Annotated in this window: 19 protein-coding genes, 1 tRNA gene and 1 pseudogene; 4 read left to right on the top strand and 17 right to left on the bottom strand. The window is 59.6% G+C overall.

The annotated features are described in order from the left end of the window. Position 1: 1 nt before the first annotated feature. The 5 genes from HMPREF1153_RS12880 to HMPREF1153_RS03470 all read right to left on the bottom strand — a co-directional run bounded on the left by HMPREF1153_RS12880 (position 2) and on the right by HMPREF1153_RS03470 (position 4,927). On the bottom strand, positions 2–151 hold the full coding sequence (locus tag HMPREF1153_RS12880; protein WP_009645555.1) for a hypothetical protein: 150 nt from the start codon (positions 149–151) through the stop codon (positions 2–4). Further along, on the bottom strand, positions 132–2,651 hold the full coding sequence (locus HMPREF1153_RS03485) for an ATP-dependent Clp protease ATP-binding subunit (RefSeq protein WP_009645547.1): 2,520 nt from the start codon (positions 2,649–2,651) through the stop codon (positions 132–134). The genes HMPREF1153_RS12880 and HMPREF1153_RS03485 overlap by 20 nt, the downstream gene beginning before the upstream one ends. Positions 2,652–2,765: 114 nt before the next feature. Further along, positions 2,766–3,833 (bottom strand): ATP--guanido phosphotransferase, encoded by a 1,068-nt coding sequence (locus tag HMPREF1153_RS03480; protein WP_009645540.1) that lies wholly within the window; start codon positions 3,831–3,833, stop codon positions 2,766–2,768. Further along, positions 3,833–4,465 (bottom strand): UvrB/UvrC motif-containing protein, encoded by a 633-nt coding sequence (locus HMPREF1153_RS03475; RefSeq protein ID WP_009645561.1) that lies wholly within the window; start codon positions 4,463–4,465, stop codon positions 3,833–3,835. Before HMPREF1153_RS03475 ends, HMPREF1153_RS03480 begins: the two co-directional genes overlap by 1 nt. 12 nt (positions 4,466–4,477) lie before the next feature. Continuing rightward, positions 4,478–4,927 carry a CtsR family transcriptional regulator gene (locus HMPREF1153_RS03470; protein ID WP_009645558.1) on the bottom strand — a complete coding sequence of 150 codons (450 nt, stop codon included), beginning with the start codon at positions 4,925–4,927 and terminating at the stop codon, positions 4,478–4,480. A 288-nt stretch (positions 4,928–5,215) separates the two neighbouring features. Between HMPREF1153_RS03470 and HMPREF1153_RS03465 the strand changes: the two genes are divergently transcribed. Together HMPREF1153_RS03465 and HMPREF1153_RS03460 are read left to right on the top strand one after the other, a co-directional pair. Then, positions 5,216–5,404, top strand: a complete 189-nt coding sequence (locus HMPREF1153_RS03465; RefSeq protein WP_009645541.1) for a type II toxin-antitoxin system HicA family toxin — start codon at positions 5,216–5,218, stop codon at positions 5,402–5,404. Positions 5,405–5,440: 36 nt separating this feature from the next. Then, a complete protein-coding gene (locus HMPREF1153_RS03460; RefSeq protein ID WP_009645566.1) occupies positions 5,441–5,845 on the top strand; it encodes a type II toxin-antitoxin system HicB family antitoxin in 405 nt (134 codons plus the stop codon). A gap of 125 nt (positions 5,846–5,970) precedes the next feature. On the opposite strand, the gene HMPREF1153_RS03455 is transcribed toward HMPREF1153_RS03460, so the two are convergent. Both HMPREF1153_RS03455 and HMPREF1153_RS03450 read right to left on the bottom strand, forming a co-directional pair. Continuing rightward, positions 5,971–6,915 (bottom strand): nitronate monooxygenase, encoded by a 945-nt coding sequence (locus tag HMPREF1153_RS03455; RefSeq protein WP_009645533.1) that lies wholly within the window; start codon positions 6,913–6,915, stop codon positions 5,971–5,973. A gap of 125 nt (positions 6,916–7,040) precedes the next feature. Then, positions 7,041–7,116: transfer RNA gene (locus tag HMPREF1153_RS03450), tRNA-Thr, on the bottom strand. Between the two features lie 602 nt (positions 7,117–7,718). On the opposite strand from HMPREF1153_RS03450, the gene HMPREF1153_RS03445 reads away from it, so the two are divergent. Next, the gene (locus HMPREF1153_RS03445; RefSeq protein ID WP_037369722.1) at positions 7,719–8,216 is read left to right on the top strand and encodes a pyridoxamine 5'-phosphate oxidase family protein; all 498 of its coding nucleotides are present in this window, start codon (positions 7,719–7,721) and stop codon (positions 8,214–8,216) included. 72 nt (positions 8,217–8,288) lie between these two features. On the opposite strand, the gene HMPREF1153_RS03440 is transcribed toward HMPREF1153_RS03445, so the two are convergent. From HMPREF1153_RS03440 to HMPREF1153_RS03400, 9 genes are read right to left on the bottom strand one after another with little or no spacing between them, the layout of a single operon-like run. Next, positions 8,289–9,611, bottom strand: a complete 1,323-nt coding sequence (locus HMPREF1153_RS03440) for a hypothetical protein (protein WP_037369720.1) — start codon at positions 9,609–9,611, stop codon at positions 8,289–8,291. Between the two features lie 57 nt (positions 9,612–9,668). Further along, entirely contained in the window at positions 9,669–10,478 is an 810-nt protein-coding gene (locus HMPREF1153_RS03435) for a polysaccharide deacetylase family protein (RefSeq protein WP_009645553.1), read from the bottom strand. Position 10,479: 1 nt separating this feature from the next. Then, positions 10,480–11,421, bottom strand: a complete 942-nt coding sequence (gene whiA, locus HMPREF1153_RS03430) for a DNA-binding protein WhiA (RefSeq protein ID WP_009645562.1) — start codon at positions 11,419–11,421, stop codon at positions 10,480–10,482. Positions 11,422–11,433: 12 nt separating this feature from the next. Further along, positions 11,434–12,735 (bottom strand): gluconeogenesis factor YvcK family protein, encoded by a 1,302-nt coding sequence (gene yvcK, locus HMPREF1153_RS03425; protein WP_037369725.1) that lies wholly within the window; start codon positions 12,733–12,735, stop codon positions 11,434–11,436. Positions 12,736–12,783: 48 nt separating this feature from the next. Continuing rightward, the gene (rapZ, locus tag HMPREF1153_RS03420; protein ID WP_009645542.1) at positions 12,784–13,689 is read right to left on the bottom strand and encodes an RNase adapter RapZ; all 906 of its coding nucleotides are present in this window, start codon (positions 13,687–13,689) and stop codon (positions 12,784–12,786) included. Positions 13,690–13,737: 48 nt separating this feature from the next. After that, positions 13,738–14,535: a Cof-type HAD-IIB family hydrolase gene (locus HMPREF1153_RS03415; protein ID WP_009645549.1), complete on the bottom strand. Its 798-nt coding sequence runs from the start codon at positions 14,533–14,535 to the stop codon at positions 13,738–13,740. Positions 14,536–14,557: 22 nt separating this feature from the next. Next, positions 14,558–15,364: a Cof-type HAD-IIB family hydrolase gene (locus tag HMPREF1153_RS03410; RefSeq protein WP_009645559.1), complete on the bottom strand. Its 807-nt coding sequence runs from the start codon at positions 15,362–15,364 to the stop codon at positions 14,558–14,560. A gap of 39 nt (positions 15,365–15,403) precedes the next feature. Beyond that, a complete protein-coding gene (nagA, locus tag HMPREF1153_RS03405) occupies positions 15,404–16,606 on the bottom strand; it encodes an N-acetylglucosamine-6-phosphate deacetylase (RefSeq protein ID WP_009645544.1) in 1,203 nt (400 codons plus the stop codon). Further along, positions 16,603–17,538: an ROK family protein gene (locus HMPREF1153_RS03400; RefSeq protein WP_009645546.1), complete on the bottom strand. Its 936-nt coding sequence runs from the start codon at positions 17,536–17,538 to the stop codon at positions 16,603–16,605. The genes nagA and HMPREF1153_RS03400 overlap by 4 nt, the downstream gene beginning before the upstream one ends. 185 nt (positions 17,539–17,723) lie before the next feature. On the opposite strand from HMPREF1153_RS03400, the gene HMPREF1153_RS03395 reads away from it, so the two are divergent. Then, positions 17,724–18,200: a hypothetical protein gene (locus HMPREF1153_RS03395; RefSeq protein WP_006193569.1), complete on the top strand. Its 477-nt coding sequence runs from the start codon at positions 17,724–17,726 to the stop codon at positions 18,198–18,200. A gap of 189 nt (positions 18,201–18,389) precedes the next feature. Here HMPREF1153_RS03395 and HMPREF1153_RS12645 read toward each other — a convergent pair. Further along, positions 18,390–18,521: pseudogene (locus HMPREF1153_RS12645) on the bottom strand (IS110 family transposase); the annotation flags it as partial.

Raw genomic sequence — 18,521 nt, 5'->3', positions numbered from 1 at the left:
TTCATTCCGCCTTTCCGCGCTTCATCAGCGAGCGCCGCAGAAAGCGCAGCAGCGAACGGACAAGCCAGAGAGGCGCCCACGCCGCATTGACGAGCATGTTCCAGACAGAGGCTGCTCCGCCCGGCGCAAGCTTATTGCGCTGCGCCCGCACGAAGCGCCTTCTCCTTCTTCGCCTTCGCCGCGTCCTTCGGCTGTTTCCGGACGAAATCAAGACGGTCGCCAACCTTCTTGACGTAGATCGTATCGCCGCGTCCAAAATCGCCCTTCAAGAGCCTTTCGGCGATCTCGTCCTCGACGAGCTTCCGGATCGCACGCTTCAGCGGACGTGCCCCGTACTTGAAATCCGTGCCGTTTTCGACGAGCTTCGACTTCGCCGCAGGGCTGACCTCAAGCGCCATGCCTTTTTCCGACAGACGAGCCTCGACTTCGCGCAGCATGATGTCGACGATCTTCGTCAGTTCTTCCTTGCCGAGCGGACGGAAGACGAGCATCTCGTCGACGCGGTTCAAAAACTCGGGGCGAAAGACGCGCTTGACCTCCTCAAAGACGCGCGACTTGCCCTTTTCGTAAGCGTCGCCGAGCGTCTGCACCCCCGCCGTGAAGCCGAGCGACGTCGACTGTTTGAGATAGTCGGCGCCCGCGTTCGAAGTCATGATGATGACCGTGTTCTTGCAGTCGACCGTGCGCCCCTGCGCATCCGTCAGCCGCCCGTCGTCCAAGACCTGCAGCAGCACGTTGAAGAGGTCAGGGTGCGCCTTCTCCACCTCGTCAAGCAAGATGATCGAATACGGGTGGCGGCGCACGGCCTCGGTCAGCTGGCCGCCCTCTTCATAGCCCACATAGCCCGGGGGGGCGCCGACAAGCTTCGACACCGTATGCTTTTCCATGTATTCGGACATGTCAAAGCGCACGATGGCCTCATCTGTGCCGAAAAGCGATTCCGCCAAGGCGCGCGCGAGTTCCGTCTTGCCGACGCCCGTCGAGCCGAGAAAGAGGAACGAGCCGATGGGACGCTTCGGGTCTTTAAGTCCCGCGCGTGCGCGGCGCACCGCCTTGGCGACCGCCGTCACGGCTTCTTCCTGTCCCACGACGTGCGCCGTCAGAATCTGCTCAAGATGAAGCAGGCGCTCCGACTCCTTCGCGGCGATGTCCTTCACGGGGATGCCCGTCCAAAGCCCGACGGCATCGGCGATGTCGTCCGCCGTGACCGTGACCTCCTTCATCTCGCGCTCCTGCCAGCGTTCCTTGGCAGCGGCAAGATCCTCTTTGAGCGCACTCTCCTCATCGCGCAGGGCCGCCGCACGCTCGTAGTCCTGCAGTTTGATCGCCGTGTCCTTCTCGACGCCGAGCTTCTTCAGACGCTCTTCCAGACGCTTGATGGACGTCGGCAGAACGACGGTCTTCATGCGTGACTTCGACGCCGCCTCGTCCATGAGGTCGATCGCCTTGTCAGGCAGACAGCGGTCGGGAATGTAGCGATGCGACAGGCGCACCGCCGCCTTCAAGGCCTCGTCCCGAATCTTCGCATGGTGAAACGCCTCGTACTTCGGGCGCAGTCCGTGGAGGATCTTCTCCGCCTCCTCCGTCGTCGGCTCCTCGACGAGGATGCTTTGGAAACGCCGCTCCAGCGCCGAATCCTTCTCGAAATACTTCTTGTACTCCTTCAGCGTCGTCGCGCCGATGATCTGCACCTCGCCGCGCGAAAGGGGCGGCTTCAGGATGTTCGCGGCATCGAGCGATCCTTCCGCTGCGCCCGCGCCGATGAGCGTGTGCATCTCGTCGATGAAGAGGATCACATTGCCGCTCTTCATGACCTCGTCGATGATACCCTTCAAACGTTCCTCAAACTCGCCGCGGTACTTCGCGCCCGCCACGAGTCCTGCCATCGGCAGGGACACGATGCGCTTTTGCTGCAGGAGGCGCGGCACGGCGCCCGTGGCGATGCGTGCGGCAAGCCCTTCCGCGACTGCCGTCTTGCCGACGCCCGGCTCGCCGATGAGGATCGGATTGTTCTTCGTGCGCCGCGACAAAATCTGCACGACGCGCTCGATCTCCTTCTCCCTGCCGATGACGGGGTCGAGCTTGCCCTCCCGCGCCATCCGATTGATGTCCCTACCGTACTTGTCGAGGAGCGGCGTGCTCGCAGCGGCCTCTCCCTGCGCGGGAGTAGTGGCGCGGCGGCGGCGATCGGGCGCGGGAAGCTCCGCGCTCTCGTGCGTGCCGCCGAGCATGTCGATGACCGTCGCACGCACGATGTCGAGATCGGCGCCGAGCGAGATCAGGACGTGCGCCGCCACGCCTTCATTCTCGCGGATAAGCCCGAGGAGAATGTGCTCCGTGCCGATGTAATTGTGCCCGAAGGAGCGCGCCTCTTCGACGGCAAGCTCCATCACGCGCTTGGCGCGATCCGTGTAGTACGATGCGCGCCGCTCCTCCATCTCGCGTCCGCCGAGCATATCCTCGACGCGCGTGCGCACATGACCGAAATCGAGCCCCAAAGAGCGCAGCGCGCGCGCTGCAATGCCCTCGCCCTCGTGCAGAAGCCCGAGGAGGATGTGCTCCGTACCGATGAAGTTCTGCTCCAGCTCCTGCGCTTCGTACTGAGCGAATTCCAGCACCTTGAGCGCACGACCCGTAAAGCGGTTCGTCATAAAAATTCCACCTTTATGTCAAAGGAAGCGCCGATCGATCGAGCGATTCGGAAAGAATCCCTCGCTGTGCCCCCATGCGTCCGCCGTAAAGTGCAGCGGAAAGTTTCCTGCAGCTCATGCCGCAGTTTCCAAAATTCGGCGGACGACTTCCGCCCTCTTCCTATCTATTTCATTCTTCGACATATTCTCGTTTCCTGCCAGAGAGCAAAGATAATTTGCCCGGCTCGCAATCAAAATGTCGCCGAAGACGCTCGATGCCAGTCCCTCGATGAAGCCGAGGTCGACGCCGAGGCGCACGCGGCTCAAGATGGCGAGCGTCTCGGCGTCGCCCAGGGCGCGCGCGTAGTGCAGCACGCCGTAGGCACGCCAGACCTCGTCCTCGATGCGATCCTTTTCGTAGAGCAGCAGAGCCTTCCTCGCGCGGCGCTCCTGTTCTACAATTTCACCGACCGAGATGCGCAGATTGTCACAAAGCTCGCGCTCCGTCAACCCCAATGACAATTTGTTCGCGACGGCGAACAAATTGCCCGCAGACTCCGCTCCCTCACCGTACATGGCGCTCATGGAAAGCCCGATCTGCGGCGATATGTTGAGGATGTTGCCAATATTCTCCGTGTAGACAAGCCCCGGCAGATGGAGCATGACCGATGCGCGAAGCCCCGTGCCGAGATCCGTCGGACAGCTCGTCAGATAGCCGAGCTTCTCGTCGAAGGCGAAGTCAAGCTTCGCCTCGAAGACGTCGTCAACGCGCGACGCCCTGTCGTACGGCGCCTTGAGGTCGAACCCCGCCGCCATCGCCTGGATGCGCAGATGATTCTCCCCATTGACCAGGATGCTCATGGAGCGGTCGTTGCTGATATAGGCGCTGCGATGGGCAGGATTCTTGAGCAGCTGACGGCTGACGAGATGCTTCTCCCAAAGCACGTTCTGCTCAAGCGCCGTGCTCTTCGCGAGTTCTACGCGGTCGAACGGCTCTTCAAGCACCTCCTCCACGTCGCCGAGCACGGCGGCAATGCGACCTTCCGTCTCAGCGAGCCGAACGAGATCCGCGCGGTTGGGAAAGGGAACTTCATGCAGATTTCGCGAGAGGCAGACGCGGCTCGCCAAGACGACATCGCTGTCCGTGCCATCCGCTGCGAGCCATGCGAGATGAGAGCCTGTGAAGAGTTCCTGATTCGCCATCACACCTCGCCCCCTTCGGCTTCTTTCCTATTTTCTGCTGAGGAAGGCGCGGGAGCGCCCTCCTGCGCCTTTTCCCTTTCCTGTGCGGCAAGCTGCACGGCGAGCGCACGGATCTCGTCGCGATACTCGGCCGCCTTCTCGTACTCCTCCTTCGCCACGGCACGCTCCTGCCGTGCGCGAAGGAGGTCGATGCGCTGTTTGAGCGCAAGCGTGCCGCCCGCCCGCTTCGGTATCTTGCCGCGATGATTCCCCGCGCCGTGGATGCGCAGCAGGAGCGGCGTCAGTTCCTCGCGGAACGTATCGTAGCAAACGCTGCAGCCGATCTTTCCCTGCTGAGCGAAGTCGCGATAGCTCATGCCGCAGTTCGGGCATGTGAAGGACGCTTCCTCTTCTGTCGGCTTCTCCTCCTGCTCGCTCTCTTGCTCTTCTGCGTTCGCCGACGGATCTGGCATGCGCTGGATCACGCCCCGTATAAAATCGTTGATCGAATAGTCCTCGCCGCTCATGCCCGCCATCGTCTTGCTGTAACGCGCCGCGCAATCGCGGCAGAGGTGCATCTCCGTCGTGCCGTCGTTCTTCAGCACGACGAAATGCACGCGCGCCTCATTCTTCTTGCAGTCATCACAAAGCATCCGTTTCCCCCCTCACGAGAATTTTTCCAAAGTCAGAAGCAAGGATCGGATGAACTTCAGACGATCCTTCGGCTCGAGCTTCTCGTACGCCGTCGTCACCGACTGCATGACGAGCGCCGCTTCGCGCGTCGAAATCATGCCGTGCTGCACGAGATAGCGCACCATCGACTGCACGAGTTCCGGCTCCGACTCCTCCGTCAATTTTTTGAGCATGTCCTGATAGACAAGATTCTGCAGCGGCACCTGCACGATGCGAATGAAGCCGCCCAAGCCGCGCCGCGACTCGACCGTGAAGCCCTTCTCCTGCGTGAAGCGCGTGTTGAGCACATACGAAATCTGCGACGGCGCACACGAGATCTTATCGGCGATCTCCGTTCGTCGAAGCTCCACCTTGCCATCCTGCTGCGCCGCCAACTGCCGCAGGATATATTCCTCAATCAAATCAGCGATATTGCTGCTCATAGTATCACCCTGCCTCAATACGGATAGAAAGAACTGCCGCCCCGCCCGCACTGCCGAGAGAAACTGCCGGATATGCACGGCGACAGACGGTATTTGAGGAAGCACTGATAAATTCAGCCCCCCATCTTCGCATATCTGGGCGATCTCATTTCATCAGCGCTTCCTTGACAATTTGATTTTTCTTCATTATATTTGTCTTTTTGACCTTTGTCAATGAGAAATCAAGTAAAGCAGAATTGTCCAGTTGCCCTACGTATCAATATGTATTATAATAATTCCGTGGAGGTGATGAAAACGACAGCGAAAGAACTGCTCAAACTCTTGAAGAAAAACGGTTGGTATATTGAGCGCATCCATGGTTCCCATCACATCCTCAAGCACAAGGATATCAAAAAATTGATTGTGCTGCCATTGCACAACACAGATATGAAACCGGGAATCTTGAGCAACATCCTGCACGATGCGGGATTGAAGTAGATTTCCATACTCTCATCTATCAGAAGGTGATTCCCTATGTTAAAAAAAACATACACAGCAGTCTTCCACCCGGAATTGGAAGCCGGCGGCTACTCAATCTCGTTTCCCGATCTGCCCGGCTGCTACACGCAAGGAAACGACATTGACGAAGCTCTTCGCATGGCAACCGACGCTCTCGGGTTGTATCTCTACACCTTGAAAGAAGACAAGATGCCGTTTCCTCCTGCCAGCCATCCATCTGACATTAAGACGGACGGCAGGGACTTCACAACGCTCATCACATGGGACGAAGCCGAGTATCTGCGCCGCATCGACAGTCGCGCTGTGAAAAAAACGCTCACCATTCCCGCGTGGATGGACGCCCTCGCCAGAGAACGTCATCTCAACTTTTCACAAATTCTCCAGGGCGCACTCCGTCAGAAACTCGGCGTAAAAGCATGAACAACAGCCTTCCCTCCCTATCAGTAAAACAAGGGCAGCTCAACAAAGTCGAAATGACTTCGCCGGGCTGCCCCTTCTTCATGCCTTATGCGAACGAATTGCGAGCGCCAAATGCCGCTCTTCCGTCAGATCTCGATCTTGCCTGCGTTCGCGAGCGTTTCGCGCGCCTCCTTGACGATTCCTTCGATGATCGCCTTGACCGGCTCGATCTTCTTCAAAGGCAGGAGGCTCTGCCCTGCCTGCATCATACCGTTCTCAACATCACCGTCGATGGCGGCGAGCTTGTTCGTGCCCGTCGCGCGCTCGATGAGCTCTTCCTTCGTCGCCTTGCCCGAGAACTCAAGCGCGACGAAATCCTGCGAGAACTTGTTCTTGATGCCGCGCACCGCACCACCGATCGAAAGTCCCGTGACGATCGTATCCGTATCGACTGCTTCGAGAAGCTTCTCCTTCATCTTCGGATGCACATTGCACTCCTCGGCAACGAGGAAGCGCGTGCCCATCTGCACGCCCGCCGCCCCCATCAGAAGGGCTGCCGCCATGCCGCGCCCGTCGGCGATGCCGCCCGCCATGACGACGGGAATCCCGACTTCGGGGATGACCTGCGTCATCAGCGCCATCGTCGTCAAGACGCCGATGTGGCCGCCCGCCTCCATGCCCTCGACAACGATAGCATCGGCGCCCGCCGCTTCGATGCGCTTCGCGAGTTTCACGTTCGGCACGACGGGGACGGTCTTGACCCCTGCACTCTTGAACTTTTCCAGGAATGGCACGGGATTGCCCGCACCGAGCGTCACAAAAGCCGGCTTCTCGCGGCAGATGACCTCGACGATCTCATCCTTGTTCGGTGCCATGAGCATGACATTGACGCCAAAGGGCTTGTCGGTCAGCTCACGCGTCTTCTTAATCTCCTGCTCCACCCACTCAGTCGAGCGTCCGCCCGCCGCAATGACGCCGGCGCCGCCCGCATTCGATACCGCCGCGACAAGTTCTGCGTCCGCAATCCAAGCCATCGCGCCCTGAATGATCGGGTACTTGATTCCTAAGACTTCCGTGATGCTCTTTGCCATAATCATTTCCTCCATTCAATATAGGGAGCTCTGATAAAAAGCTTCCGTTTCCCCTTGCTATTATATGTGGATTTCCCGCATGCGTCAAACAAAAAAGCCTCCCCGAAGGGAGGCACAGGTTCAAATGGAGCTGATGATAGGGCTTGAACCTACGACCTGCTCATTACGAATGAGCTGCTCTACCAACTGAGCTACATCAGCATGTCGACCCACAACATCTGCGTGACTGACGAAATTCATTATACGGCTTCGTGCATAAGTTGTCAATACCCTTTTTGATATTTTTTCAGCAGCACCACTATGGCTTAAATACTCCAAACATGCTATACTTTCCTCGTTGCCGCTCCCAAACTGGCGACAGAGAGGGGGTCTGTATATGACAGTAGATAGTCTCTTGCTATCCGTCTTTGCTGGCGTCGTATCCTGCGCTATATGGTACGGCATCCAGAAATGGTTAGAGCGATAGAACGCGGCAACACGCTTTAGCCTGAAAACAAGCGCCCACAGTGTGCATCCGTGGGCGCTTGTGTCTGTATATAGCAGACACATTCTAACTGCTTTTAATATAGCACCATGCTCCGCTCGCTGTCAAAGCAAAAACAAAGACCCGCAGTGCGCTTCTGCGAGTCTTTGTGTCTGCATAGAGCAGATAGTCTCTTGACTGCCTTCAGTATAGCACCCTTCTCGCCCGCTGTCAAATCGTCTCCGCCCTTCAGCAGCCTTCTTGACGAAACCCCATCGCCATAGTACGATTACAATAATAAATGGTGAAAATCATCATCATCAAGCAAAGGAGAGATTCGATGAACTACGAAGCCGCTGCCAGATTTTGGCTTGAAAAGGACAAGGATGCCGTCAAGATGCCGCCGGATGAGCTGCGAAAGGAACTTGATGCCTTCCTCAAGGGCGAAAAGGTCTGCACGCTTGCCGTCGCCGATGGCAATTTCGTCCGCTGCACGCCGCTGACGTACACGTACCGCGAGGGCAGATTCTACATTTTCTCCGAGGGCGGCTTGAAGTTTCGCGCGCTCGCCAAGAACAAGAACGTCGCCTTGGAAGTCCATGCTGAATATCACGGGCCGGGCAGCGCCAAGAGTGTGCAGGTGACGGGCGAAGCCCTCGTCATCGGAGCAGACGACGAGGATTTCATCGCCCGCGCGGACGCTGCGGGCATGAACAGCGCAAGCCTGAAAAAGATGGGACTCATCCTCATCGTCGTCACAGCGCGAAAACTCGAATACCTGAACTCCGAACTGCGCAAGCGCGGCTATTGCCCACGCCAACAACTTGATATGGCATAATCCGTGCAAGTCAAACGAGAAAGCCGTCGAGCGCTCCTGCCGAGAGTTTCCGACGGCTTTTCCCATTCCAGTTCACTTCCCCGCCGGCATCAGAATGATCTGCACGGGCAGGTTCGACGCACCCGGCGGCGACAGCTCGAAGCTCGGCTGCACGGAGCTGTGGTAGCTGCCGAGGTCGGACAGCTCTGCGGCGACCTTCAGGCGATCCTTGCCTGCGAGGCGTGCGGCGCGGTCAGCATCGCTGTCGGGCGGTATGGCGTCGCCGAAGAAGAGTCTGCCGCCCGGCGTTTCCAAGAGGCTTGAGCCGTGACCGAAGTCGACGCTCATCGCGCCCGCGTAGACGCCACCCAACGGCGTCAGATAGTACTGCGTCGCCTCGCGTCCCGTCGTCGGGATCTGGATATGGTAGAGCACGCCGTAGTTGCCGACGTTCGTCACCGTACTGCCGTCCGTCGCGTCGACGCCCGTGCGGAAGACGTCCTGCCGATTGTCGCCAATCGGTATGTAGACGACGCCGTCCCTGTCAGGATTGTACGGTTTGCTGCTGATCACACGATTCATGCCCTGGAACGTGCCGCGCAGGCGCTGCTCATCCTTCGGCAGAACGCGTGCGCTGGAAATAAATTTCAACGGATCGGCGGTCGCCGGATACATGAGGACGGAAACTTTGACAGGGCCGTCGGCGTGAAAATCGTAAACACCGTAGACGAGCTGTCCCGGCTCAAGCACCGTATGATTCATTTCTGGCTCCAAAAGCCGCTTCGCGCCGCGCTGCACATAGAGCATATCATCGCGCTTCGTCTGGAAGTAGGCGAGCTGCGTGCCCTTGCCCACCTCCAGGTAGTCGCTGCTCGGGCGGCTCGCACCGCCGCGCGTGACGCGAACGACGACGGAGGAATCCCCTTCGTTCTGCAGCACGACGGCAACCTTCTTGCGCACGCTCGTATTATTCAGATGATAGTAGAGGATGCGCGCATCGCCTGTGACGGTGTCCTCATAGAGGATCCCGTCCTCCGCGACGTATTCGGGGCTGTCGGAAAAAAGCAAGGTGCCACCCGTATCTTCGGTCTCGACGTTCCACTCGCGCATGGCACGCTGCGCCTCGTTGAAGCGCAGCGCACCCGGCAGACCTGTGCCGAAGTTCAGCCGCACGCTGTACGGCTCCGCTTCCTGCTGCCCTCCTCGTCCCAGGAGGCGCGTTCCCTGCGGCTCATGTACGGCGCGCGCCTCGTCCGTCGTGACGCGCGTCGTGGAAACCTCGTCTATTCCGTGACGTTCCGCTCCAGCCGGAGGATTCGTCACGCCCATGCTCGCGAGCGTCGCAAAAAAGCACGCCGCAATCCTTGCCTTCCATCGTTTCATCTTGTCGAAAACCCCTTTTTCCTCTACCCACATAAGATAATTCCTCAAAACTTCCGCTTGGCGAAGCAGCACGAAACATTCGCCGCACGTCTAGTGCTGCAAGTGCTGGTTGATGCCGAAGATGCTGAAAAGCTCCGCCTTCAGGATGCGCAGGCGAAACTCCGTGAGGCCGAAGCGCGGTCGCGGGATGTTGACTCGCTGCAGGAACATCGGATCGGTCTGGAACGTGTTGAACCCCGCATCTCCCGTGACTGCCGTCAGATAATTGCTGTCGCGCAGAAGCTCGGCGATCTCTGCATTGCAGCTGCCGTTCGGGTAGGAGAAGCTGAACACCGTCTTGATGCCATTCCACTCCAGGAGCAGCTTCGACAAGCGCACCTGATCCTCTTGCTCGGCGCGGGACATGCCGACGAGCGGCAGATGGTCGGCCGTGTGGCAGCCGATCTCAATGCCGCGCTGCTGCATGTCGCGCAGTTCGTCCCACGTCAGATAGCCCTTCTTTCCGATGAAATTCGTGACCACGTAGATCTCGCCCTTCATGCCGCGCTCTTCGAGGAGCGGCAGCGCCTGCGTGTAATTGTCTTCGTAACCGTCATCGAAGGTGACGATCACAGGCTTTTCGGGAAGGGTTCCCTTCCCCTTCGCCGCTTTGGAAAAATCCAGCATGGTGATCGTTTCGTAGCCCTCGGCCTTCAAATAGTCGAGCTGCGCGGCAAAATCCTCCGTCGGCACATAGTAGCGCTCCACCAATGCCCCCTCGGGATCGTCCACGCGATCGGCGATATGATGATACTCCAGGACAAGCACGCCCTGCGCCGGATGAAAATGCGCGTAGAGGGCGAGCGAAAAGACGACGAGCAGAACGATTCCTGCCGCATACAAGATCATGCGTTTTGCCATCTCAGATTCCTCCTTCCTGCCCGTCCGCCAAGGCGACGAGCTTTCGCAGCCGATGATTGACGCCCGATTTTCCTATGCCCAAAAGCCCCGCAAGCTCTGCGAGCGTCGCCGTCGGATGCTCCATGCGCACCTCGGCCGTCTTTCGGAGTCCTGCAGAAAGCCCCGCGACGGCATCCGCCGCCTCCAGCGCGCGAATCGCCGCGATCTGTCTGCCGGCGGCATCGACCGACTTCTGCACGTTCGCCGTCTCGCAGTTCACGAGGCGGTTGACCTGATTCTTGACTTCCTTCAAGTTGCGCGTGACCTCGAATGCCTCAGCCGCCTTCTCCGCACCGAGCAGAGAGAAAAAATCAATGATGGCGTCGCTTTCTTTCAGGTAGACGACGTAGCTTTCCTTGCGGTCGGTCAGCCCCGCTGGATACCCCATCGTGCGAAGGAGCGAGAGCAGAAGCTCCGCAAAGGAATAGCTCCCCGTCACCAATTCCAGATGATAGCCGGACTCCGGGCGGCTGACGCTGCCGCCGCCCAAAAAGGCGCCGCGCAAGTACGCTTGACGGCAACACGCCTTCTTGAGGAGCGCGCTGTCCGTGCCCATGTTGAGCGCCGATCCGTGCATGAGACCCATGCGCTCCATGAGAGCGGCGACCTCGCGCGACGGCAGGACGTGCACGCGGTAGCTGTTGTTCTTCTTCAGACGGCGCGAGCGGCTGACCGTCAATTCCGTATGGACGCCCGCCGAACCTTTGAGGAGCATCAAGGCCTTGCGCGCGACCGCAGCGTTCTCCGTCGTAAACGCGAGTCCGACGGCACGCTTCGCCCCGAGCGTCAGGACGGCGCCCATGCGCAGGAGCGCCGCCAGTTCAGCCGTACGGCAGCACGCCTTGCGCCCGAGGGGACGCGCGAGATCGTTCTTCACCTCAGCTGAAAACGATGGCTGCGCCATAGGAGTCCCTCCTCACTTGCTGATGCCAGGATGCAGTTTGTACGCCATCTTCATCACGCTCTTCATGAGCTTTTCTGGATCGTGATGCGCAACATCGTCGTCATTCACGAGGTCGGCCTTGACGACGCCGATGCCGAGCGCGTTGACGTCATCCTCATCGATCGCCACGGGTTCGACGCCCTCCTTCTTCAAAAGCTGCGCCGTCCCATGTGGCAACGGCGTTGCATTGACGAGCATGTAGTCGATCGCGCCCCTGCCCGCATGATCGAGAATCGCCTTCGCGTGCATGGAAGCCGTGTAGCCGTCCGTCTCGCCCGGCTGCGTCAGCACATTGCAGATGTAGATCTTCAGAGCGCGGCTCTTTTTCAAGGCCTCCGCCACACCGTCGACGAGGAGATTCGGCATGATGCTCGTGTAAAGGCTGCCCGGCCCCAAGATCACGACGTCCGCCTCGCGGATCGCCGCAAGCGCTGACTCCACCGGCTCGACATGCTCGGGGAAGAGCTTCACGCGCCGGATGTGCTTGTGCACCTCGGGGATATGCGACTCGCCCTCGACGAGGGTGCCGTCCTCCATGACCGCGTCGAGCCGCACGTGTGCTGTCGATGCCGGAAGCACTCGCCCCTTGACAGCGAGAACCTTCGACGACTTCTTCAGCGCCTCTTCCATGTCGCCCGTGACCTCCGCCATGGCGGCGATGAAGAGGTTGCCGAAGCTGTGCCCCTTGAGTTCCGTGCCGTTTTGGAAGCGGTACTGGAAGAGCTTTTCCATCAAAGGTTCCGTATCGGCGAGCGCGACGAGGCAGTTCCTGAGATCGCCCGGCGGTATGATGCCGAGTTCCTCGCGCAGCCTTCCCGAAGAGCCGCCGTCGTCGGCGACCGTCACAACCGCCGTCACATTGCTCGTCGCCTGCTTGATGCCGCGCAGAAGCACGGAAAGTCCATGCCCACCGCCGATGACCGTGACCTGCGGTCCCTTGTCGAGGCGGCGCTTCTCATAGATGATGTCGACGAGCTTTTCCGATTTGTCGGGCAGGAGCACGCTGATGACGGAACGTATGACGAAACGCGTTGCAAAGAGCATCAGCGCGAGTCCCAGGACGACGATGACGACGCCGACGATCGTCGTGATCACATAGTCGAAACTTCCGCGCCATAGATAGACGGCGCGAAAGATGGCTTCCTCGATGATGTCGAGATATTTGTAGTTGAAGACGAGGGCGAGACCCAGGCTGACCATCATGACGCCCGCACCGAACACGAACATCCAACGCTTGAAATGCATGCCCGGATAAAGCCATTTCAATAAGTGCATTCTTCCGATCGACCCTTTCCAAAAAAAACGGTGCGAAACGACGCCCATCTATTCGGGCAGTTCCTCCGGGTGTTCGGCGACCTCGTTCTTCATGAGATCGCGATGCTCAAGCTCCACCTGGAAGCCGCGCGCTGTCAAGAAACGATAGATATGACAGGCAATGTAGACGCTCCGATGCATGCCGCCCGTGCAGCCGATGGCGATGACGAACTGCGGCTTGCCTTCCTTGATGTACTGCGGCATGAGAAAATCGAGCATAGCATCGAGCTTCTCCTCGAATTCCTGCGTCACGGGCCACTTGCCGATGTATTCGGCAACCTCCGGGACGGCGCCGCTCTTCCTGCGCAGGTCCTCAATATAAAAGGGGTTCGGCAGGAAGCGCACATCGAGTACCATGTCGGCGTCCAAAGGCATGCCAAACTTGAAGCCGAAGGACAGGACATTGATGCTCATCTTGTGCCCGTCCTCACTGCCAAAGAGACGCCAGATCTTTTCCTTGAGATCGACCTTCCTCAACACAGATGTGTCAATGATGTATGTCGCCTTGTTGCGCACGGGTTCCAAGCGGCGGCGTTCCCTCTGAATGCCGTCGGAGATGCGTGCATTCGCCGCCATCGGATGGCGGCGGCGCGTCTCCTTGTAGCGACGGATGATCGCCTCGTCGGAGGCATCCATAAAGAGCATCTCGTAGGGCGTCCCCGCCTGATCCATCTCTTCAAGCACATGCACGAAGGTGTCGAAGAACTCGCGCCCACGCGTATCCACGACGAGCACGACACGATTCACATGCTCGGCCGAATGGCGGCAAAGCTCGGCAAATTTCGGGATGAACACCGGCGGCAGATTGTCCACCACGAAATAGCCGAGGTCTTCCAGAAAGCGGCACGCCTGCGTCTTTCCGCTGCCCGAAAGCCCCGTCACGATGATAAAATTGAATTCCTTCTCTTTCGTCATGCTGTCCACCCCTGCAAACTGATAAGAATCCCTTGAAAAACTCAGCCCCTAGAGAACAAGCTCCTCGATCGCCCTTGCCACGCCGTCCTCGTCGCAGCTCGGCGCAAGGTATGTCGCGAGCGCCTTCGCTTCCTCCTGTCCGTTCGCCGTGACGACACTCGTACCTGCGAGACGCAGCATGGAAAGGTCATTGTCCGAGTCGCCACATGCCATGACCTCATCGGCCCCGATGCCCGTCGCACGCAGGATCGCCTCGATGCCCGTCGCTTTCGATACGCCCGTCGGCACAAGGTCGAGTGTGTAGCCCTTCGACTGCTGCGGATCGACGCGTCCCGCGAAACGCTCGCGGATCGACGCGGCGATAGCGCCGACGCCGCCCGCGAGGTCGCGCACGACGACCTGCGCAACGCCCTCGACGTACGGCGAGAAATCCTCGCCGACCTCGTGCACGGCGAAGCCCTGCACCGTGCGGTAGGCCGTGAAATACTCAGGTCGGAAATCCTCAGCGTAGATGTCGTCGCCGATGTACCACTGCGCGTACCAGCCGTTCTCCCGCGCAAACGTCAGAAGCTCCGCCACCGTCTCGGGCGAAAAAGCGCGCAAAAAGAGCGGCTCCGTCGCATCGAGCGCCTGCACCAGAGCACCGTTGCACGAGATGATCGGCGCGTTCGCCCCAATGATCCTGCCAAAGTAGCTCGCCGAGAGCAGCATGCGCCCCGTCGCCAGCGTCACAGCGACGCCCTTTTCCATCGCCCGCCGCAAGACATCCTTGCTGTAGTCCGACACCATCTTTTCCGAAGTCAAGAGCGTGCCGTCGAGATCCATCACGATCAGCCGAATTGCCATCCTCTATCCCTCATGCTTTCTTTCACTTTCCTTCCAGCACATAGGCGTGCACAGCCCGTGCCACGCCGTCCGCCGCTCCGTTTTCTGCGAGAAAGTCCGCCGCCTCCTGCGCTGCAGGCGTGCCCGTCGCCATGGCGACGCCGATGCCCGCGGCAGCGAGCATCTCGCAGTCGTTGTCCGAGTCGCCGAGCGCCAGCACCTCCTGTAGGGAGATGCCGAGACTTGCAGCAAGGCGCTCGATGCTCGCCGCCTTCGACACGCCCACAGCCATGATGTCGACGTACTTCTCCTTCGAGCGCACGGCTCGAACCTTGCCTTCGAACATGCGCGAGATTTCCGCCGCACGCGCCGCCGTCTCCTCGGCGCGATCACTGATCGACAGCAGCTTGAAGACGCGCGTCCCCAGTGCATAGAGGCCATCCCAGCCGACGACCTTTCCTTCGATGCCCGCGCTCTTCTCGTAGGCGCAGGTGCGACGGTCACGCTCGCAAAAGAAAAGCCCTTCGTCCGTATAGAGCTGCACGTACCAACCGCGCACTTTCATGCAGTCGAGGATTTCTCGCACCACGTCAGGTGCGATGGGCGAAGCGAAAAGCTCCTTGCCCGCCGTCGTCTTGACGAGAGCACCGTTGCACGAAACGATCGGCGCCGTGACGCCGATCTCCTTCGCGTAGGGCAGAGCTGAGAGGTGCATGCGTCCCGTGGCGATCGCCACATGGACGCCCTTTGCCGCCGCCTCCTTGAGCGCCGTCCGATTCGCATCGGAGATGCCATTCTTCGCATCGAGCAACGTGCCGTCCATATCCGTCACAATCATGCGTATTGCCATCCGCCAGACCCCTTCCCTTGCCTTCTTGAAGCCTTCCCTCTACTCTCTGTTCCTCCACTCGCCGTCCAAGGCGTCAGGCGCGGCGATGTAGGAGAGACGCCCGCCAACGATCGTCGCGGCGATGTTGAGATCATCATCAAAGAGCGTGAGATCGGCTCGCTTCTCCTCCTCCAAAGAACCCGTCTCCTCATAGATGCCAAGTTCCTCAGCAGGCGTGCGCGTGACCATCTCGACGACGCGCTCGATGGGCGCGCGCGTCGTCCGCGCGAAGTTCCGAACCGCCTCGTTCATCGCAAGCACGCTGCCCGCGAGCGTACCGTCCGCCAACTCTGCACGCGTTCCCCTGACCGTGACCTCCTGCCCGCCCAGTTCGAAGACGCCGCTGCCCATGCCGGCCGCACGCATCGAATCTGTCACGAGAATGATGTTCCTGCCCTCCTTCGCGTGGTAGAGGATGCGCTGCGCCGCAGGATCGACATGGATATTGTCAGCGATGAGTTCGCAGTTGACCTTGGTATCGAGCGCCGCGCCGACGATACCAGGATGACGCTGATGAAGACCGCTCATGGCATTGAAGCAGTGCGTGATGTGCGTGACGCCGTGCTTCTCTATGACTTCGAGCGCCGTCCCGTAATCCGCACTCGAATGGCCGATAGAAACGAGGATGCCAGCATCGCGACAGTGGTCGATGAACGTATACTTGCCGTCCAGTTCCTCAGGTGCCAGTGTCACAATGCGCACGACATCTTCGAAGGACTCGATCCAATCGTAGTCGGCGCGTACAATCGCCTCCTCCGCCTGTGCTCCCTTATATGCCTTGCTGATGAAAGGGCCTTCCATGTGCACGCCGAGGATGCGCGCGCCCTCGGGCGCCATGCGCATGGCGCTGCGCGCGCGCTCGAAGGCGGCGTGCACCGCGTCCTCGCCCGCCGTCATCGTCGTCGGTAGCCACGAGGCGACGCCCGTGCGTGCGAGGTAGCGGCCAATGGCCGGCAGCGCCTCTTCCGCCGCATCCATCACGTCCCAGCCGCACGCGCCGTGCACATGCACGTTGATGAAGCCCGGCGAGACGAACAGCCCATGAGCATCATGCACCTCGTCGATGCCCGCTTCCGCCTCCACCTCATCCATGTCGATGATCCTCTCGATGCGCTCGTCGTAGAGAAGCGCCATATCTTCCATGACGCGGAAATCTCCCTCCATGTTCGGCAGCAAGAGCCGTCCATTGATGATCGCCTTCATCTGACCTTTCCCGCCTCCCCCGTTTCTCGATTCTGTGCTCTCTCCTGCGCGTCCCTGCGGCGCTGAAGGAAGTGATAGAGTGCGCCCATGAGTCCTGCATCGTTGCCCAGCTCAGCGAAAGCGAGCTGCGTCGCGGAGCGGAAAGGACGCGGCACTGCCTCTTCCAAGTCCGCAAGAATGCGCGGCGCCAGATACTGCCTCTCCGCCATCACCGCTCCGCCGAGAACGATGCGCTCGGGATTGAGTATGTAGCAGATATTCGCAATCCCCTCGGCGAGCGGAGCGATGAGCCCTGCGATAGCATTCACCGCATCGGCGTCACCCGCGCGCGCCCACGCGAACACCGTCTCACCATCAAGCTCCTCGGCGATGCCGTGCGCCTTCGCCGCGCGCTGCACCATGCGGCGTACGGAAGCGAGATCGCCGAACCTGCCGCCCGCGAGCCTCATGCTGCCGGCCTCGCCCGCGCTGTAGTTCGCGCCGCGCCAAAGCCTGCCGTTGAAAAGGATGGAAGCCCCGACGTCCGTGCCGACCGTCAAACAGACAAGCGAACGCACGCCGCGGCCTGCACCGAGCCAATACTCGCCAAGCCCCGCGCAGTTCACATCGTTCTCAACCGTGCAGGGAATCCCCGTCGACTCCTCGACAAGAGCCTTGAGGGCAAATCCCGTGTAGTCCTTGATGCTAGAACCTGCATAGATGACCTTGCCCGCGACCGGATCGACGATGCCGAGCGTCGAGATCGCGACGCCCGCGACGCCTCTTCCCCGAAAAGTATCGACGATGGCGAGCACCTTCTCGGCTACGCCCTGCGCCCCCGCCGTCCGTCCTTCCGTCGGCACAGAACCTTTCTCGCGCAGCCTGCCTCCCGCGGCAAGCGCATACTTGATCGAAGTGCCGCCAATATCCAAGCAAATGAAATTTTCTTCCATGGACTCCCATCCTCGAAAATATTGAACATCGTTCCTACCACTATAGCACAGGAGGCGCACGGGCGCAATGGTAGTGACAAGGCGCGGCGCATAAAGTATAATAAGAGGAAGAAAACATGCCCGCATCGCGAACAGCTCTCTTTGAAAGACGTGCAGAAGCGGCGCGGGCGGAACGGAGAACCCCTATGAAAATCTTCCTCTACTTCGGCCTCCTCCTCATCCTCTGCGGCGCCTTCGGCTTCGGCTACACCTACACCGCCGACCACCGCACGGCGAAGAGCCTCTCCGCCTACTGCAAGATTGACTTCCAAGGCTCCTACGACGAAAGCGGCCGCGTCGAAGGCGCGACGCTCACGATGTGGGACTACCGCTACAGCAGCGCGAAGCCAAAGCCGCTCGTGACCATAAGCGCCGACGGCGACGCCTGGGACATCGACGCCATCGTCAAGCAGGAGCCGCCGAGCTACGACCTCAAGGAATACAGCCCCGAGACCTCTCTGAAGAACACGAACAAATTCTTCCTCAACGTCTCGCCCCAGCTGCTTCCGCTCCTCAGAAAGGCCGACGAGGTTCGCGTCAAGATCCGCTACGACAACGGCTACAGCGTCGACCTGCCCTTGAACGAGCCTGACCTCGCCTACTGGAAGGCACAGCTCTATTGAAAAACCGTGAATAAAGGCCGCCGCCCGCCTGTCAAATTCGGGCAACCTCATTTTATCAGCGTTTTCTAAGCCTGCAAATAAAAAGTCAAGCCCTTAGATGAAAAAAGATGAGGAGTTGTGGCAAGTGGAATTTGAGCAACACAAATAGGTCGCCGCAGGAGCGCCGACCAAAGGGACGGTAGTGAAATGCTATTCTTGTTCTTTGGAAAGGCTTGCCAAATACTCATTTACGCGCCCGTAGTAGATGCGCAGGAACTTATTCGCTCCTGCCGTCATATAGACGTAGTAAGGCTTTCCCTCGGAGCGTTTCTTGTCCATGAA

Origin of the sequence: Selenomonas sp. CM52 (assembly GCF_000292955.1) — a bacterium.
Taxonomy (GTDB): Bacteria; Bacillota; Negativicutes; order Selenomonadales; family Selenomonadaceae; genus Selenomonas.
Note: the sequence above shows the minus strand (reverse complement) of the source record. Positions and strands in the feature narration are given on the sequence as shown.

What these genes read in the sequence shown, in the direction of transcription:
- HMPREF1153_RS03395 (WP_006193569.1), top strand. Translation starts at nt 17,724, where the DNA reads ATGAAAATCTTCCTCTACTTCGGCCTCCTCCTCATCCTCTGCGGCGCC.
- whiA (WP_009645562.1), bottom strand. Translation starts at nt 11,421, where the DNA reads ATGGCGCAGCCATCGTTTTCAGCTGAGGTGAAGAACGATCTCGCGCGT.
- HMPREF1153_RS03470 (WP_009645558.1), bottom strand. Translation starts at nt 4,927, where the DNA reads ATGAGCAGCAATATCGCTGATTTGATTGAGGAATATATCCTGCGGCAG.
- yvcK (WP_037369725.1), bottom strand. Translation starts at nt 12,735, where the DNA reads ATGCACTTATTGAAATGGCTTTATCCGGGCATGCATTTCAAGCGTTGG.
- HMPREF1153_RS03480 (WP_009645540.1), bottom strand. Translation starts at nt 3,833, where the DNA reads ATGGCGAATCAGGAACTCTTCACAGGCTCTCATCTCGCATGGCTCGCA.
- HMPREF1153_RS03440 (WP_037369720.1), bottom strand. Translation starts at nt 9,611, where the DNA reads ATGTGGGTAGAGGAAAAAGGGGTTTTCGACAAGATGAAACGATGGAAG.
- HMPREF1153_RS03445 (WP_037369722.1), top strand. Translation starts at nt 7,719, where the DNA reads ATGAACTACGAAGCCGCTGCCAGATTTTGGCTTGAAAAGGACAAGGAT.
- HMPREF1153_RS03460 (WP_009645566.1), top strand. Translation starts at nt 5,441, where the DNA reads ATGTTAAAAAAAACATACACAGCAGTCTTCCACCCGGAATTGGAAGCC.
- HMPREF1153_RS03410 (WP_009645559.1), bottom strand. Translation starts at nt 15,364, where the DNA reads ATGGCAATACGCATGATTGTGACGGATATGGACGGCACGTTGCTCGAT.
- HMPREF1153_RS03465 (WP_009645541.1), top strand. Translation starts at nt 5,216, where the DNA reads ATGAAAACGACAGCGAAAGAACTGCTCAAACTCTTGAAGAAAAACGGT.
- HMPREF1153_RS03455 (WP_009645533.1), bottom strand. Translation starts at nt 6,915, where the DNA reads ATGGCAAAGAGCATCACGGAAGTCTTAGGAATCAAGTACCCGATCATT.
- rapZ (WP_009645542.1), bottom strand. Translation starts at nt 13,689, where the DNA reads ATGACGAAAGAGAAGGAATTCAATTTTATCATCGTGACGGGGCTTTCG.
- HMPREF1153_RS03435 (WP_009645553.1), bottom strand. Translation starts at nt 10,478, where the DNA reads ATGGCAAAACGCATGATCTTGTATGCGGCAGGAATCGTTCTGCTCGTC.
- HMPREF1153_RS03475 (WP_009645561.1), bottom strand. Translation starts at nt 4,465, where the DNA reads ATGCTTTGTGATGACTGCAAGAAGAATGAGGCGCGCGTGCATTTCGTC.
- HMPREF1153_RS03415 (WP_009645549.1), bottom strand. Translation starts at nt 14,535, where the DNA reads ATGGCAATTCGGCTGATCGTGATGGATCTCGACGGCACGCTCTTGACT.
- nagA (WP_009645544.1), bottom strand. Translation starts at nt 16,606, where the DNA reads ATGAAGGCGATCATCAATGGACGGCTCTTGCTGCCGAACATGGAGGGA.
- HMPREF1153_RS03485 (WP_009645547.1), bottom strand. Translation starts at nt 2,651, where the DNA reads ATGACGAACCGCTTTACGGGTCGTGCGCTCAAGGTGCTGGAATTCGCT.
- HMPREF1153_RS03400 (WP_009645546.1), bottom strand. Translation starts at nt 17,538, where the DNA reads ATGGAAGAAAATTTCATTTGCTTGGATATTGGCGGCACTTCGATCAAG.